This window comes from Streptococcus mitis (assembly GCF_002096855.1).
Taxonomy (GTDB): domain Bacteria; phylum Bacillota; class Bacilli; order Lactobacillales; family Streptococcaceae; genus Streptococcus; species Streptococcus mitis_Y.
In genome coordinates, this window is the sequence record NZ_NCVH01000028.1 from 78,370 (window position 1) to 92,101 (window position 13,732).

At 38.1% G+C, this 13,732-nt stretch carries 20 protein-coding genes; 14 read left to right on the forward strand and 6 right to left on the reverse strand.

Features of this window, described 5'->3' with window-relative positions:
- Positions 1-2: 2 nt before the first annotated feature.
- Together B7698_RS03085 and B7698_RS03090 are read right to left on the reverse strand one after the other, a co-directional pair.
- The gene (locus B7698_RS03085; protein WP_084864605.1) at positions 3-224 is read right to left on the reverse strand and encodes a DUF4649 family protein; all 222 of its coding nucleotides are present in this window, start codon (positions 222-224) and stop codon (positions 3-5) included.
- Between the two features lie 99 nt (positions 225-323).
- Complete coding sequence (locus tag B7698_RS03090) at positions 324-704, reverse strand: MarR family winged helix-turn-helix transcriptional regulator (protein ID WP_084954442.1); 381 nt, start codon at positions 702-704, stop codon at positions 324-326.
- Positions 705-988: 284 nt separating this feature from the next.
- On the opposite strand from B7698_RS03090, the gene B7698_RS03095 reads away from it, so the two are divergent.
- Both B7698_RS03095 and B7698_RS03100 read left to right on the forward strand, forming a co-directional pair.
- Positions 989-1,363: a CidA/LrgA family protein gene (locus B7698_RS03095; protein WP_000781325.1), complete on the forward strand. Its 375-nt coding sequence runs from the start codon at positions 989-991 to the stop codon at positions 1,361-1,363.
- Complete coding sequence (locus tag B7698_RS03100) at positions 1,360-2,055, forward strand: LrgB family protein (RefSeq protein WP_001288943.1); 696 nt, start codon at positions 1,360-1,362, stop codon at positions 2,053-2,055. The genes B7698_RS03095 and B7698_RS03100 overlap by 4 nt, the downstream gene beginning before the upstream one ends.
- A 333-nt stretch (positions 2,056-2,388) precedes the next feature.
- Here the strand turns inward: B7698_RS03100 and B7698_RS03105 are convergent, their stop codons facing one another.
- Positions 2,389-3,252 carry a helix-turn-helix domain-containing protein gene (locus tag B7698_RS03105; RefSeq protein WP_084864607.1) on the reverse strand — a complete coding sequence of 288 codons (864 nt, stop codon included), beginning with the start codon at positions 3,250-3,252 and terminating at the stop codon, positions 2,389-2,391.
- Positions 3,253-3,461: 209 nt separating this feature from the next.
- On the opposite strand from B7698_RS03105, the gene B7698_RS10410 reads away from it, so the two are divergent.
- The 4 genes from B7698_RS10410 to B7698_RS10210 all read left to right on the forward strand — a co-directional run bounded on the left by B7698_RS10410 (position 3,462) and on the right by B7698_RS10210 (position 5,573).
- Positions 3,462-3,614: a PhrA family quorum-sensing system peptide gene (locus B7698_RS10410; protein WP_084864634.1), complete on the forward strand. Its 153-nt coding sequence runs from the start codon at positions 3,462-3,464 to the stop codon at positions 3,612-3,614.
- A 287-nt stretch (positions 3,615-3,901) separates the two neighbouring features.
- Positions 3,902-4,762 (forward strand): ABC transporter ATP-binding protein, encoded by an 861-nt coding sequence (locus B7698_RS03115; RefSeq protein WP_001202678.1) that lies wholly within the window; start codon positions 3,902-3,904, stop codon positions 4,760-4,762.
- The gene (locus tag B7698_RS03120) at positions 4,743-5,396 is read left to right on the forward strand and encodes an ABC-2 transporter permease (protein ID WP_000677414.1); all 654 of its coding nucleotides are present in this window, start codon (positions 4,743-4,745) and stop codon (positions 5,394-5,396) included. The genes B7698_RS03115 and B7698_RS03120 overlap by 20 nt, the downstream gene beginning before the upstream one ends.
- A gap of 12 nt (positions 5,397-5,408) precedes the next feature.
- Positions 5,409-5,573, forward strand: a complete 165-nt coding sequence (locus B7698_RS10210; RefSeq protein ID WP_153198681.1) for a hypothetical protein — start codon at positions 5,409-5,411, stop codon at positions 5,571-5,573.
- 205 nt (positions 5,574-5,778) lie between these two features.
- Here B7698_RS10210 and B7698_RS03125 read toward each other — a convergent pair whose 3' ends face one another.
- From B7698_RS03125 to B7698_RS03135, 3 genes are read right to left on the reverse strand one after another with little or no spacing between them, the layout of a single operon-like run.
- Positions 5,779-6,543, reverse strand: coding sequence for a hypothetical protein (locus tag B7698_RS03125; protein WP_084864608.1), 765 nt, complete (start codon positions 6,541-6,543; stop codon positions 5,779-5,781).
- A gap of 15 nt (positions 6,544-6,558) precedes the next feature.
- Entirely contained in the window at positions 6,559-7,254 is a 696-nt protein-coding gene (locus B7698_RS03130; protein WP_000054197.1) for an ABC transporter ATP-binding protein, read from the reverse strand.
- 4 nt (positions 7,255-7,258) lie between these two features.
- Positions 7,259-7,624, reverse strand: a complete 366-nt coding sequence (locus tag B7698_RS03135) for a GntR family transcriptional regulator (protein ID WP_020903240.1) — start codon at positions 7,622-7,624, stop codon at positions 7,259-7,261.
- Between the two features lie 139 nt (positions 7,625-7,763).
- On the opposite strand from B7698_RS03135, the gene nrdR reads away from it, so the two are divergent.
- The 8 genes from nrdR (at position 7,764) to B7698_RS03180 (ending at position 13,598) form a co-directional block, all read left to right on the forward strand.
- Entirely contained in the window at positions 7,764-8,237 is a 474-nt protein-coding gene (gene nrdR / locus B7698_RS03140; RefSeq protein WP_001203672.1) for a transcriptional regulator NrdR, read from the forward strand.
- Complete coding sequence (locus tag B7698_RS03145) at positions 8,238-9,407, forward strand: DnaD domain protein (RefSeq protein WP_084864609.1); 1,170 nt, start codon at positions 8,238-8,240, stop codon at positions 9,405-9,407.
- A complete protein-coding gene (dnaI, locus tag B7698_RS03150) occupies positions 9,408-10,304 on the forward strand; it encodes a primosomal protein DnaI (protein WP_084864610.1) in 897 nt (298 codons plus the stop codon). It begins immediately after the preceding gene.
- Positions 10,301-11,014, forward strand: a complete 714-nt coding sequence (locus B7698_RS03155; protein ID WP_084864611.1) for an NADPH-dependent oxidoreductase — start codon at positions 10,301-10,303, stop codon at positions 11,012-11,014. The genes dnaI and B7698_RS03155 overlap by 4 nt, the downstream gene beginning before the upstream one ends.
- Positions 11,015-11,027: 13 nt before the next feature.
- On the forward strand, positions 11,028-12,338 hold the full coding sequence (gene der, locus B7698_RS03160) for a ribosome biogenesis GTPase Der (protein WP_001207696.1): 1,311 nt from the start codon (positions 11,028-11,030) through the stop codon (positions 12,336-12,338).
- An 84-nt stretch (positions 12,339-12,422) separates the two neighbouring features.
- A complete protein-coding gene (locus tag B7698_RS03165; protein ID WP_084864612.1) occupies positions 12,423-12,758 on the forward strand; it encodes a hypothetical protein in 336 nt (111 codons plus the stop codon).
- A gap of 65 nt (positions 12,759-12,823) precedes the next feature.
- On the forward strand, positions 12,824-13,171 hold the full coding sequence (locus B7698_RS10325) for a hypothetical protein (RefSeq protein WP_084864613.1): 348 nt from the start codon (positions 12,824-12,826) through the stop codon (positions 13,169-13,171).
- A gap of 139 nt (positions 13,172-13,310) precedes the next feature.
- The gene (locus B7698_RS03180; RefSeq protein WP_191962401.1) at positions 13,311-13,598 is read left to right on the forward strand and encodes a hypothetical protein; all 288 of its coding nucleotides are present in this window, start codon (positions 13,311-13,313) and stop codon (positions 13,596-13,598) included.
- The last annotated feature ends 134 nt before the right edge of the window (positions 13,599-13,732 follow it).

The window sequence follows — 13,732 nt, forward strand, 5'->3', positions numbered from 1 at the left end:
TTTTAGTTATATTGGCTTAAATCTTGTTTCATGAGATAGAAGAAGACATCTCCATAAGTCCCATGGTAGTCCAAATCATGACCGTTATAAGTCAATTTTTGGACAGGGTAGTAGTCTGCGACGCCGATAAGGCAAGCTTGTTGTGAACGATCAAAGTCTTCATAAGAATCGAAGGTTATAGTTCTTTCGTTCTTGCTGGCATCTAGATAGGTAATTTCAATCATGTTTAAAACTCCTTTGCTTTATGATGACTTTATTTTACTCCTTGTAAAAGAGAATGTCAAGAAAAATGATTGCGCACGCAACTTTTTTCTAAAATCATCTTAAACCCAGAAATCCAAACCAGTTTCCAAGCTTTCTTCGACAGCATTTTGTAGTAAGGCCAGTGCCTTTTGACCATCGCTTGTCAGGCAGATAAAGCTAGAGCGTCGATCTTGATCACAACACCTGCGACTAAGTAGACCGCAATTTTTGGCTTCCAAGCGAGCCACCATCCGAGAAACAGCGCTCGGGCTCAGATGAAGTTTATCTGGCAGGTCAATCTGGCGTAGAGATTTTTCTTGAGCCAAGTCTAGATAGTAGAGCAGGTAGAACTCTTTCAAGGTCAGACTTTGCTCGCTCTGCTGGGCAATAGTCTCTTCCAAGAGACTTTCAATTTCTTTCTGACGACGATTGAAGTCAAACCATTTTTCCAAATAGGTCATAGTATCTCCTTTCTTTTTAGAGTTATAACATAGAAGAATGTCCATTCACGGACAATCTCTGCATCACAAGATGATTGCGCATGCAATAATTATACTACTTTTCAAAAGAGCTGGCAAGAAGGACGCAGGCATCTTTTATCCTAAATCATGCCTGTTTTCACAAGTCAAGAATTGTTTGTATCCCCTTTCCATATCTAATTTTCATTATCTCTTGTGCATTTCCTTGAAATTTTCTGAAAAAAGAGTAAACTGGTATGCAAGAAGTCTATTTCGTGGAGTTTAGGATGAAATTATATGTTCAATTAATGATTCTCTTTGTGATTTCTCTAATCGGAGAGGGAATTTCCAGTTTCTTTCATTTGCCCATCCCAGGCAGTATTATCGGTTTGATTATTCTCTTTCTCGCCCTACAATTTAAGTGGTTGAGAACCAGGCATGTCAACATGGTTGGGAATTTCTTGCTGGCCAATATGACCATTCTCTTTTTACCACCAGCAGTGGGAATCATGGAGAAGTTTGATGTGATTGCTCCCTATCTCTTGCCCATTGTTTTGATTGTCTTTTTTGCGGCTGTCATCAATATTATCCTCATAGCCTTGGTAGTTCAGTTCATCAAGAGACGGTTTGAGGGAGATTATGAGAAAGGAGATGCCAAATGAGTGAATTTGTTTCCAATCCCCTGTTTGGGCTGGCCCTGTCTATCCTAGCTTATCTAGTAGGAATGCTGATTTACAGACGTTTTCCCCATCCATTGACAACACCCTTGCTTTTGTCAGCTATTTTCATTATCATCTTTCTAAAGGTGACGGGTATTTCTTACCAAGATTACTACCAAGGTGGGGTTTATCTGAACAACTTGATTGTCCCATCGACTGTTGCTCTAGGGATTCCCCTTTATAAGAGTTTTCACTTGATGAAGCACCATGCTCGGAGTATTCTCTTTGGTAGTCTGCTAGCAGTAGTTGTCAATACCTCTTTCACAGCCCTTGTGGCCAAAATCTTTGGCATGGATTTTTTCCTAGCCATTTCTCTCTTTCCCAAGTCAGTAACAACCGCCATGGCAGTGGGAATCACAGAAAAATTGCAAGGTCTGACGACCGTGACCTTGGTGGTTGTAGTGGCAACTGGGATTTTAACCAGTGTCATCGGCCCAACCCTTTTGAAGTGGTTGAAAATTGACGACCCAGTAGCTGTTGGTCTTTCCCTTGGAGGAACAGGCCATGCAGTCGGAACAGGGACAGCCTTTCGATATGGTTCTGTAGCAGGAGCCATGGGTGGCTTGGCTATCGGTGTCACCGGTATTCTCTATGTCTTTGTCAGCCCCATTGTAGCCAGTTTGATATTGAGTTAAAAAGAGGCTGGGACAAAAAGATTTTGATTTTAGGAATTCTTTATTATAAAATTTTAAAATCGATAGATTAGATAAAAAAGCGAACAAAACAGAATTCTAAGTTTCAGATAACTCGTTTTGTTCGCTTTTTATATTTAAGGTTAGACTTTTGTCCCAGCCTCTTTTGATACCGAAAGTTCTATAATGAAGTTAGAAGATTAGAGAAATTTGCCAACATACTTGATAAAATAAAACCTCAAAATACCACTAATTTATGAAGTGAATTTGAATCAAGCTGGTTATTAGCTTTAGGGGTTATTCAAAGTTTAAGAAAAATTCTAATGATAGGATAAATTAAACAGTATCTAATTCCTTCAAATAATTTTCTATCTTCATCAACATTAAAGGATTGTTATAAATCTTACATAACTCTCTTGCTTCTATATAATAATTTTTGACTTGTTCTTTGTCTAGAAATTTGGCTCCAGCATTTCCTACAAGAATAAGTAGAGGAGCCAGTTGGTAGCTTGTCTGTCTTTGTTTACAGAGTTCAATCGTCTCAAGAGCTTCTTGGATGGCTTCGTTATATTTTTTCTTTGACACTAGGTAGTGAGCGTAGTTGTAACGAACTCTGATGTAGCCAAATAAAAACTCTTGATGCTCAAAATTTTTTGTCTGATATAACTCCATCAAATGAGAGTAGTTTGCCTCATATTCTTGTTCACGACCCACTAAGGAATAGAAATTAGATAGAGTATTCAATACCTTTAAATAAATCAGAGTATTTGAGGAGACTTTTAATAATATATTTTCCAATGAAGAAATAGCCTCACACTTACTGTCATATTGATAGAAGTCAATAATAGCTTTAATCCATTCAAGGTAAGTTCGGTCTTCTAGTGTTAGAAAGGTGCTTCGCTCAATCTCTATTCTATAAATATATTCCAAATCGTCATAATTTCTGTCATCTAATAGTCGAGCAGATAATTGCTTGAAATTAGAGAGGTTAGATTTAATTTCAATTTGTTCATTAAAAAAATAATCTAATGGTACTTCAAGTCGTTGTGAGAGTTTGAACAAAAGGTCTGCGGAGGGAATGAAATGCCCTCTCTCAATTTTACTAATCTGGCTTTGTTCACAAATTCCTTCTGCAAGAGTTTGTTGGGAGAGACCTAACTCTTTTCTCTTTACTCTGAATTTCTCAGCGAGTGTATTCATAAAAGATAATAATCCTTCCTATCTGCTTAATTTCATTATAAAATTTTTAGTTCAAAATAGCAAGTTAAAGGAATAAAAAATTCTTTATGGTAATAATAAGAAAAAAAAGTTCAAAATACAATAAAAACAATTGGCTAATTAAAATATATATGTTAGAATAAAAATAAGGAAACAGAAAGGGGTTTCAGTGCAAGAGAAAAAAACGCGGAATTAAAAAATTAGCTATATTAGCATTACTAGGTGTTTTTACGTTTAGTAATACAATTCCTTACCAACAGTTTATTCAGAAGAATAAACAATTGGAGATTCGAGTGCAATCACAAAAGAAGTCCAATGGTCTTGATGTTGGGAAGGCAGATTAGTAAGTTTATCCTAATAATTAAGACTTTCATGTTTTTTTGCAGTTAAGAAATTTTAGTAATGCCAGACGTGTCTAATACCTAGAATACGATTAGGAACGAAAATAACTGACCAGTATTTTATATTTATTAGTGTTATTAACTATGTTCTAGTTTCTTTGCTGTTGTTACTGGAATTAAAAAAACTTAATGTGCCAAATAAAGTTAATATTTTATTGGCGAGTCTTATTTTTTTAGGGAATAGCTTAACGATTTTATACATGATGTTATAATTTAGATGAGGTGTTAACATGAGAGCCAGATCAATAGTTAATATAAAAAATTTAACCAAGCAGTATGGGGATTTTCAATTGCAAGTCCGTAACTTAGAGATTCCGGAAGGTAAGGTTATTGGACTGATTGGTGAAAACGGAGCTGGTAAATCTACTTTACTGAATCTGATTTTAAATCAACTACAGATTGAGAAGGATAGTATAAGGGTTTTTGAACAAACTTATTCAGAGCATGAGCAAGATATTAAATCGAAACTAGGGGTTGTCTTAGAACAAAACTTTTTTCCAGTTTCATTTTCGGTGGAGCAAGTTGAAAGAATGATGAGCATGATTTATCCTAGTTGGGATAAAAAGTTATTTTACACTTTTATTCAAAAGTTTAACTTACCATCTCAAAAACAGATGAAAGAATTTTCCAGAGGAATGGTGGTGAAACTTAATTTTGCGTCTGCACTCGCTCATCGCCCGAGACTATTAATTGCAGATGAGGCCACAAGTGGCTTGGATCCTATTGTTAGGCGAGAGATCTTATCTATTTTAGAAGAGTATGTTAAAAAAGAGAATATGACCGTAATCTTATCTTCACATATTTTGAGTGACTTAGAACAGGCGGCAGATTATTTTATTTTTATCCATAATGGGGAGATTCTTCTAGAGGGAGACAGAGAAAATTTACTGAACCGATTTATGATTAAAACAGAAATAAAGAACAATATGGATCAAGTAGACATTTATTATAAATTAGAAGAGGGTGATAGTGTTCGATATTTAGTAGTTGTATCTGACAAGAGTAAGGACGAGAGTAATTATGCAACGCTTTGGGAAATTTTATTATTTTTAGTCAAAGGAGAACGAATAAATGAAAGGACTACTATATAAAGATGCGCAACTTATTTTAAATAAAGTAAAGATAATTAATAGAATATTTATTGCCTTAGCCTTATTCTTAATTACAATCTTTGCAAGAGAATCGGGGACAATTTTTTTACTAATAGTGTTACCAATAAGTTTAGCTTCTCTTCCCACAGCTTTAGTTGTATCAGATAGTGAGAATGGTTGGAATCAATTTGTAGGAGTTTTTCCAATTTCAAAATCTAAGATAATTTTAGCGAGGTATCTCTCTTGTATTTCTTTTATTCTTTTGGTAAGTTCTATAGTATTGAGTTTAAGTCTTGCTACCCATGTCATGTTTAATCAATACAGTCTCAATCTACATTTAATTATGGCATTGATTGGAATAATCTTTGGAATCATGTATGTAGCCTTATTGCTTCCTTCCGTATATGCCTTTGGTGCTTTTGGAAATACGATTGTCAATATACTGGTACTATCGTTAGTTATGGGATTAGTGTATGGTCTTCAGAAAACGACTTTCGGCATGATTTTCATTAACTGGATTAGTTCAGCTAATCATTTCCTTCTAGTTATAAGTATCATAATTTTGGCCAGTATCATGATTGGGGTTTCTTTTATACTTTCAACTAAAATCTATTGTAAAATATTTATGAAGTAAAGGAGCAGTGCTATGAATAATAAGAAAATATGTCGTCTAATATCTATATGTTTAGCAATCTTTTCAGCTGTTCTTGCAGTCGTTTTATTTGCATGGGGAGAAAGAGGGCAAGTTTTTATAGCTATGGTACCTCTCTTTTTATCAAAGTTCGTAGATAATATTGGAAAAAATAAATGACGAATGACTGTGCTTGGTAGGTAAAATGAAGTTGGTGTTTTGAGGCTGGGCAAAAACTCAATTAGAGGAGAAAATAAAGCAAATTTTCTAACAATAAAACGCATAATATCAAGGATTTTTAACACTTGATATTATGCGTTTTCTGATTTTAAAGACTTTTTGTCCTATGAGTATGTTATATATCTAGGTAAAAATTATTTAAAAACTATTGCAAATTAACCTTGTTTTTCAAAATATAGTAGGTTCCGAGGTAAAAAATAGCTATGAATATGAGTTCTTCAAAAATGCCCGTACTTGCTCCCATATAGAAATTATCATTAAATCCTGCAAGTGAATTGACATAGAAGTTAGTACTGGTATTGAAGAAAACTCCAATAAATCCTATGACGATTTGGATCCCAATGTAGGCTACAACAGCGAGTGCGGTACGGTATTCGTTGAAAAGCTGTCCAATGGAAATAGCCAAGTAGATGCAGAGGATTCCAGAAATGGTATTTAGTAGGAAGGATAAGACAGTAAGACTAAAGCCGGTAAAATGTTCTGCAACAAATGACAGAAGAGTAGAAAGTTGAACTGCATCAGAATTTGTTGACAATAAGATAATATAGATACATAGGAGTAAGACAGCAGTGCTAATCAACGACCAGATAAAGGCACCGATTAGTTTGGCTGTGATGATATGGTGTTCAGAAACTGGCAAGGTTAAAGTCAGATATCCTTGTCGGTCATAGACACTTCCTTTGAATCGTTTAATAATCAAGAAGATAGTTGAAATCACAAGTGTAACCATCAAACCACCAAAGACAGTAGATAGAAAAAAAAGTAGAACAGATAGATTTTTTTCAGGTAGTTTGATTAAGGATTGTGTCTGAATTCCAATAAGAACAGAGAGGAAGAGAACAGCAGCGTAGAGAGCTAAATACCACTTGTTAACATTTTTAAATTCGTAGCGAACTAAATTCCAAAACATAATAATCTCCTTTGCTTAGGCCTTAAATTCCTGACGGAAGAGTTGGTCAATGGATTCACCTGACTCATAGCGAATATCATCTACATTTCCTTGACGGACGACTTTTCCGTCTTTGAGGAAGACAATTTCATCCAAGATTGGCTCGATATCAGAAATCAAGTGGGTAGAAATCAAAACGGTAGAAGTTGGGGAGTAGTTGTTGATAATGGTATTGAGAATATACTCACGGGCTGCTGGGTCTACACCTCCAATGGGTTCGTCCAGAACATAGAGACGAGCATCACGGCTCATAACCAAAATCAGTTGTACCTTTTCCTTGTTTCCTTTTGACAGTTTCTTGAGACGACTATTTTCATCAATGCCCAGGTCTGCAAGTAGATGATGGGCGCGTTCAAGATTGAAATCTTTATAGAAGGTTTTGAAGTAGGTTAGGGCTTCTTTGACCTTCATTTGCTCATTGAGATAGGTCGTATCCGGCAAATAAGCTACGATGGCCTTGGTTGCTGGACTTGGGTCCATGTCGTTGATGAGGACACGTCCTTGATCTGGTTGTAAGAGGCCATTGATTAGTTTAATCAAGGTTGTTTTTCCTGAGCCGTTTGGCCCAAGGAGACCAACAATTTTTCCAGCTGGGATGTCAAGAGAAACATTTTCAAGGGCTGGTGTTGCTCCATAAGATTTGGATACATTTTCAAATGCTAGTAATGACATAGGCTTAAACTCCTTTAATATAATCGCCGACTACGCCTGGTAGTTCTTCTTTTTCATAGCCAAAATGGGTCATGGAGGAAACGAAGTGTTCCAATTCTTCTTCCGATAATTGTTTGCGTGATTGGGCGATCAGTTCCTTATCTTCAGTCACAAATCGTCCAGTTGTGCGCTTGCTGTAGACAAATCCTTCTCGTTCAAGGTCTGACAAGGCTCTTTGGATGGTGTTTGGATTGACACTAGCCTCGCTAGCTAGCTCTCTCACGGTTGGAAGTTGTTGATTGGGTTCCAGTGTATGGGAAACAATCTGAAGCTTGATTTTCTCCATAATCTGTAAATAAATGGGTTTTTTGTTGTCAAATGTCCAGGACATCTTGGTCTCCTTTCTTTTATCCTTTTGTCTTAATTAAATAATACAACAAAACAAAAAACTTGTCAAGCAAAAAGAAGAATTGTTTTGGGAATCGCTTAAAAAATGGTATAATGAAAAGAAAACGATAAGGAGGGAAAGGATGCGTTGTCCAAAATGTGGGGCTACCAAGTCAAGTGTTATCGATAGTCGCCAAGCAGAAGAAGGGAACACCATTCGTAGAAGACGTGAGTGCGACGAATGCCAGCACCGTTTTACAACCTACGAACGAGTAGAAGAAAGAACCTTAGTGGTTGTTAAAAAAGATGGCACACGGGAACAATTCTCCAGAGATAAAATCTTTAATGGGATTATCCGCTCAGCCCAGAAACGTCCTGTGTCAAGTGATGAAATAAACATGGTAGTCAATCGTATCGAACAGAAACTCCGTGGTCGAAATGAAAATGAAATTCAAAGTGAGGACATTGGTTCACTCGTCATGGAGGAGTTGGCTGAGTTGGATGAGATTACCTATGTGCGTTTTGCCAGTGTCTATCGTAGTTTTAAGGATGTCAGTGAGTTAGAGAGCCTGCTCCAACAAATCACCCAGTCCTCTAAAAAGAAAAAGGAAAGATAAATGAAGCCAATTGACCGTTTTTCTTATCTAAAGAATAATCGGGTGTCGCAAGATACCTCATCTCTGGTACAGTGCTACCTCCCGATTATCGGTCAGGAGGCACTGAGCCTTTATCTTTATACCATCAGTTTTTGGGATAATGGCAGAAAGGAATACCTTTTTTCAAGCATTCTCAATCATCTCAATTTTGGGATGGACAGACTTTTAAAATCCTTGAAAATCCTATCTGCTTTCAATCTCTTGACCCTCTATCAAAAGGGTGATACCTATCAGATAGTTATCCATGCTCCTCTTTCAAGTCAAGATTTCTTGGAGCATCCTGTTTATCGCAGACTTTTGGAGAAAAAGATTGGCGATGCAGCTGTGGAGGATTTGAATGTTGAGAGTGCTGAGGGAGAAGAAATACCTGTCTCACTCAATCAAGTCTTTCCAGACTTGGCTGAATTGGGAAGTCAAGAAGACCTTAGTCTCAAGAAGAAAGTGGCCAACGATTTTGACTTAGACCATTTTCGTCAGCTTATGGCTCGAGATGGGCTTCGTTTTGCGGATGAGCAGTCCGATGTCTTAAACCTCTTTGCCATTGCCGAGGAGAAGAAATGGACTTGGTTTGAAACCTATCAACTGGCTAAGTCAACAGCTGTTTCCCAGGTTATTTCAACCAAACGCATGCGGGAAAAAATTGCTCAAAAACCGATTTCCTCTGACTTTAGTCCTAAGGAAACGACTATTATCAAAGAAGCGAAAAGTAAGACTGCCCTGCAGTTTTTGGCAGAAATCAAGCAGACACGCAAGGGAACTATTACCCAAACAGAAAGAGAACTCTTGCAACAGATGGCTAGCTTGGGCTTGCTGGATGAAGTCATCAATATCATTCTCTTATTGACCTTTAATAAGGTGGATTCGGCAAACATCAACGAGAAATATGCCATGAAGGTAGCCAATGACTATGCCTATCAAAAGATTCATTCGGCAGAAGAGGCGGTCTTGCGCATCCGTGAGAGAGGACAGAAGAGTCAGGCTCAAAAGACTAGTAAACCCGGTCCTGCCAAGTCCAATGTACCCAAGTGGAGCAATCCAGATTATAAGAATGAAACCAGCGAGGAAACTCGTCTGGAACTAGAACGTAAGAAACAAGAACTATTAGCTCGATTAGAAAAAGGAGGAGATTAGATGGAAAGTGTCGGAGACGTACTCAAACGTCAACCTAGCCGTTTTCATTATCAAGATTTGGTTCAGAAAATCATGAAGGACCCTGATGTTGCGGCCTTTATCCAGCAAGAATCCCTTACTCCAGAGGAATTGAATCGCAGTATCTCCAAGTTTAATCAGTACATCACCGAGCGTGACAAGTTTCTCCGTGGGGATACGGATTATATTGCCAAAGGCTACAAGCCGATTTTGGTTATGAATCATGGCTATGCGGATGTTTCTTACGAAGAAACTCCTGAACTAATCGCGGCGGAAAAAGAAGCGGCTATTAAGAACCGTCTCAAGTTAATCAATCTGCCAGCCAGTCTCAGGAAAACTAGTTTAGCTCAAGTAGACTTGGATGATTTGGGTCGCTTGCCAGTTTTTGAAAAGCTATTAGCCTTCGTGGAGCAATATCCAGCTATTCGAAAAGGTCTTTACCTATATGGAGACTTTGGTGTGGGTAAAAGTTTCATGGTGGCTGCCCTAGCCCATGATTTATCAGAAAAACGAGGTGTTTCATCCACTCTCCTCCACTATCCTAGCTTTGTCATTGATGTTAAAAATGCTATCAGTGATGGCAATGTCAAGACCTTGGTGGATGAGCTTAAGCTTTCTGAAGTCCTGATTTTAGATGATATTGGTGCCGAGCAATCAACAGCTTGGGTGAGGGACGAAATCCTGCAGGTCATTCTCCAATATCGGATGCAGGAAAATTTACCGACCTTTTTCACGTCCAACTTCGACTTTGAAGATTTGGAGAAGCATTTTGCTAAAGGGAAGCATGGAAATGACGAAATCTGGGAAGCTAGACGGGTCATAGAACGCATCCGTTATTTGGCTGAGGAGACTCGTTTAGAAGGAGTAAACCGTCGATGACAGAAACGATTAAACTGATGAAAGCTCATAAGTCTGTTCGAAGATTTAAGGAGCAAGTCCTTCCTCAAGAAGACTTGACTGAAATCCTGACAGCAGCTCAGATGGCCTCGTCTTGGAAGAATTTTCAATCCTACTCTGTGATTGTAGTACGAAGTCAAGAGAAGAAGGATGCCTTGTATGAATTGGTGCCTCAAGAAGCCATTCGCCAGTCTGCTGTTTTTCTTCTTTTTGTCGGAGATTTGAACCGTGCAGAAAAGGGAGCTCGACTTCATACCGATTCATTCCAACCCCAAGGTGTAGAAGGTCTCTTGATTAGTTCGGTCGATGCGGCTCTTGCTGGTCAAAATGCCTTGCTGGCAGCTGAAAGCTTGGGCTATGGTGGTGTCATTATCGGTTTAGTTCGATACAAGTCAGAAGAAGTAGCAGAGCTTTTTAACCTGCCTGACTATACCTATCCTGTCTTTGGGATGGCACTGGGTCTTCCAAATGAAGAACATGAAGTCAAACCTCGCTTGCCATTGAATCAAGTGGTGTTTGAGGAAGAATATCAGGAACAAACAGTTGATGTGATTGAGGCTTATGACCGTGTACAGGCTGACTATGCTGGGGCGCGTGCGACCACAAGCTGGAGTCAGCGCCTAGCAGAACAGTTTGGTCAAGCTGAACCAAGCTCAACTAGAAAAAATCTTGAACAGAAGAAGTTATTGTAGAAAGTGAGAAATTATGGCCCTACCAACTATTGCCATTGTAGGACGTCCCAATGTTGGGAAATCAACCCTATTTAATCGGATCGCTGGTGAGCGAATCTCCATTGTAGAAGATGTCGAAGGAGTGACACGTGACCGTATCTATGCAACGGGTGAGTGGCTCAATCGTTCCTTTAGCATGATTGATACAGGAGGAATCGATGATGTCGATGCTCCTTTCATGGAACAAATCAAGCACCAGGCAGAAATTGCCATGGAAGAAGCAGATGTTATCGTCTTTGTGGTGTCTGGTAAGGAAGGAATTACCGATGCAGACGAATACGTAGCCCGTAAGCTCTATAAGACCCATAAACCAGTTATCCTCGCAGTTAACAAGGTGGACAATCCTGAGATGCGAAATGATATCTATGATTTCTATGCCCTCGGTTTGGGTGAACCACTGCCTATCTCATCTGTCCATGGTATCGGTACAGGAGATGTGCTAGACGCTATTGTAGAAAATCTTCCAAATGAATATGAAGAAGAAAACCCAGATGTCATTAAGTTTAGCTTGATTGGTCGTCCCAACGTTGGAAAATCAAGCTTGATCAATGCTATCTTGGGAGAAGACCGTGTCATTGCCAGTCCTGTTGCTGGAACAACGCGTGACGCCATTGATACCCACTTTACAGATACAGATGGTCAAGAGTTTACCATGATTGATACGGCTGGTATGCGTAAATCTGGTAAGGTTTATGAAAATACCGAGAAGTACTCTGTCATGCGTGCCATGCGAGCTATTGACCGCTCAGATGTGGTCTTAATGGTTATCAATGCGGAAGAAGGCATCCGTGAATACGACAAGCGTATTGCAGGATTTGCCCATGAAGCTGGTAAAGGGATGATTATCGTGGTCAACAAGTGGGATACGCTTGAAAAAGACAACCATACTATGAAAAACTGGGAAGAAGATATCCGTGAGCAGTTCCAATACCTGCCTTACGCACCGATTATCTTTGTATCCGCCTTGACCAAGCAACGTCTCCACAAACTTCCTGAGATGATCAAGCAAATCAGTGAAAGTCAAAATACACGTATCCCATCAGCTGTCTTGAACGATGTGATTATGGATGCCATTGCCATCAACCCAACACCGACAGACAAAGGAAAACGTCTTAAGATTTTCTATGCGACTCAAGTGGCAACTAAACCACCAACCTTTGTTATCTTTGTCAACGAAGAAGAACTCATGCACTTTTCTTACCTGCGTTTCTTGGAAAATCAAATCCGCAAGGCCTTTGTCTTTGAAGGAACACCAATCCATCTCATCGCAAGAAAACGCAAATAAAAAAGTAGAATCTGGAATGACATTTCCAGATTTTTTTGATAGAATGAAGATAAAGAAAGCGCTGTCAAGACAAAGGGGCTGGTGATGAAACATTTGTTTAAATTGATAATCTTATTTCCCTGGTTTTACTTTTTCAGCTGGATTGAAAAGGCCGATAGAGATAGTAAATTTTTCCTAATTTTTTACTATTTTTACTGGATTTACATCACCCTCTATGCTCTTTTTAGCCTTGCTTGGACAGTTGTTTCAGTTCTGTTTTTCAATATCGTCTTGAGAAATTTGACAGATATCAAGTTATGGGGCATTTGGTTTCTTTTTATTCTGCTAGCTATTGGTCTGAATAGGTTAACTTATTTCTGTTTCAAAAAAATGTTTCGCTTGAGACGGGAACTAGGGAAGTCTAAAGGTGGAAGGCATTGATTTATATTGGTAATAACATTTAATAGAACGAAACTAAAGAAAACAATTTCAAAGAGGAGGTGTCGATGATGAAACTGTCCTTTAATTGGTTTAATTTGATACTCTTATTTCCTTGTTTTTATTTTTTCTATTGGATAGACAATGCTGACAGAAACAGTAAAATTTTCCCCATCTTATACTATTTTTACTGGATTTATATTTCTCTTTTAGCTCTGTTTAGCATGGATATGACAATTTTTTCATTCTTATTTTTCACTTTTGTTCTAGATTATGTATCAGATGCTAGTGATTGGGGTGTTTGGTTGCTTCTGATAGTCTTATCTCTAGGCAGTGACTGGTTAACCTATATCTTTTTCAAAAACATGTTTCGCTTGAGACGAGAACTAGGGGAGTCTAACGGTGGAAGGCATTGATTTATACTCTTCGAAAATCAAATTCAAACCACGTCAACGTCGCCTTGCCGTACTCAAGTACAGCCTGCGGCTAGCTTCCTAGTTTGCTCTTTGATTTTCATTGAGTATTATATTACTTTCTATTTGTAGGAGGTAGCTTATGGCACATCTAAAATCATTTATTACACGCTATTCTAAGGTTTATATTGGTTTAGTTCTGCTGATCTGGCTGGCTTTCTTCTTTGTTCCTTGGGATAAACCAGTTCTGGGAATATCTATCAATCTCTTAATCATGCAGAAAGTTTTACTAGTTTTTGGAATTCTGTCGATTTTGATGGCCTTGCTGTCCAAGAAAGTCAGTCTCTTTGTTTTTGGACTTATCTGTTGTCTTTCTTTTTGGATAAATCTATTTATCCTATTTGCTATTTTGCCGATTTTTGGAAATTAAAGTATTATAAAAATCAGAGAGGTTAGCTTAGAAACTAGCCTCTTTTTCCTTTTCAAAATGGGTATTCTTCCTTGAAAATAATCAGTAATTGTGCTAAAATTAAAAGAACATTCTAAAAAAATCGGAATTTAAAG

Bases quoted from the DNA above. Each gene is read 5' to 3' on its own strand.
- B7698_RS03085 (WP_084864605.1), bottom strand. From the start codon at position 224: ATGATTGAAATTACCTATCTAGATGCCAGCAAGAACGAAAGAACTATA.
- B7698_RS03090 (WP_084954442.1), bottom strand. From the start codon at position 704: ATGACCTATTTGGAAAAATGGTTTGACTTCAATCGTCGTCAGAAAGAA.
- B7698_RS03095 (WP_000781325.1), top strand. From the start codon at position 989: ATGAAATTATATGTTCAATTAATGATTCTCTTTGTGATTTCTCTAATC.
- B7698_RS03100 (WP_001288943.1), top strand. From the start codon at position 1,360: ATGAGTGAATTTGTTTCCAATCCCCTGTTTGGGCTGGCCCTGTCTATC.
- B7698_RS03105 (WP_084864607.1), bottom strand. From the start codon at position 3,252: ATGAATACACTCGCTGAGAAATTCAGAGTAAAGAGAAAAGAGTTAGGT.
- B7698_RS03115 (WP_001202678.1), top strand. From the start codon at position 3,902: ATGAGAGCCAGATCAATAGTTAATATAAAAAATTTAACCAAGCAGTAT.
- B7698_RS03120 (WP_000677414.1), top strand. From the start codon at position 4,743: ATGAAAGGACTACTATATAAAGATGCGCAACTTATTTTAAATAAAGTA.
- B7698_RS10210 (WP_153198681.1), top strand. From the start codon at position 5,409: ATGAATAATAAGAAAATATGTCGTCTAATATCTATATGTTTAGCAATC.
- B7698_RS03125 (WP_084864608.1), bottom strand. From the start codon at position 6,543: ATGTTTTGGAATTTAGTTCGCTACGAATTTAAAAATGTTAACAAGTGG.
- B7698_RS03130 (WP_000054197.1), bottom strand. From the start codon at position 7,254: ATGTCATTACTAGCATTTGAAAATGTATCCAAATCTTATGGAGCAACA.
- B7698_RS03135 (WP_020903240.1), bottom strand. From the start codon at position 7,624: ATGTCCTGGACATTTGACAACAAAAAACCCATTTATTTACAGATTATG.
- nrdR (WP_001203672.1), top strand. From the start codon at position 7,764: ATGCGTTGTCCAAAATGTGGGGCTACCAAGTCAAGTGTTATCGATAGT.
- B7698_RS03145 (WP_084864609.1), top strand. From the start codon at position 8,238: ATGAAGCCAATTGACCGTTTTTCTTATCTAAAGAATAATCGGGTGTCG.
- dnaI (WP_084864610.1), top strand. From the start codon at position 9,408: ATGGAAAGTGTCGGAGACGTACTCAAACGTCAACCTAGCCGTTTTCAT.
- B7698_RS03155 (WP_084864611.1), top strand. From the start codon at position 10,301: ATGACAGAAACGATTAAACTGATGAAAGCTCATAAGTCTGTTCGAAGA.
- der (WP_001207696.1), top strand. From the start codon at position 11,028: ATGGCCCTACCAACTATTGCCATTGTAGGACGTCCCAATGTTGGGAAA.
- B7698_RS03165 (WP_084864612.1), top strand. From the start codon at position 12,423: ATGAAACATTTGTTTAAATTGATAATCTTATTTCCCTGGTTTTACTTT.
- B7698_RS10325 (WP_084864613.1), top strand. From the start codon at position 12,824: ATGATGAAACTGTCCTTTAATTGGTTTAATTTGATACTCTTATTTCCT.
- B7698_RS03180 (WP_191962401.1), top strand. From the start codon at position 13,311: ATGGCACATCTAAAATCATTTATTACACGCTATTCTAAGGTTTATATT.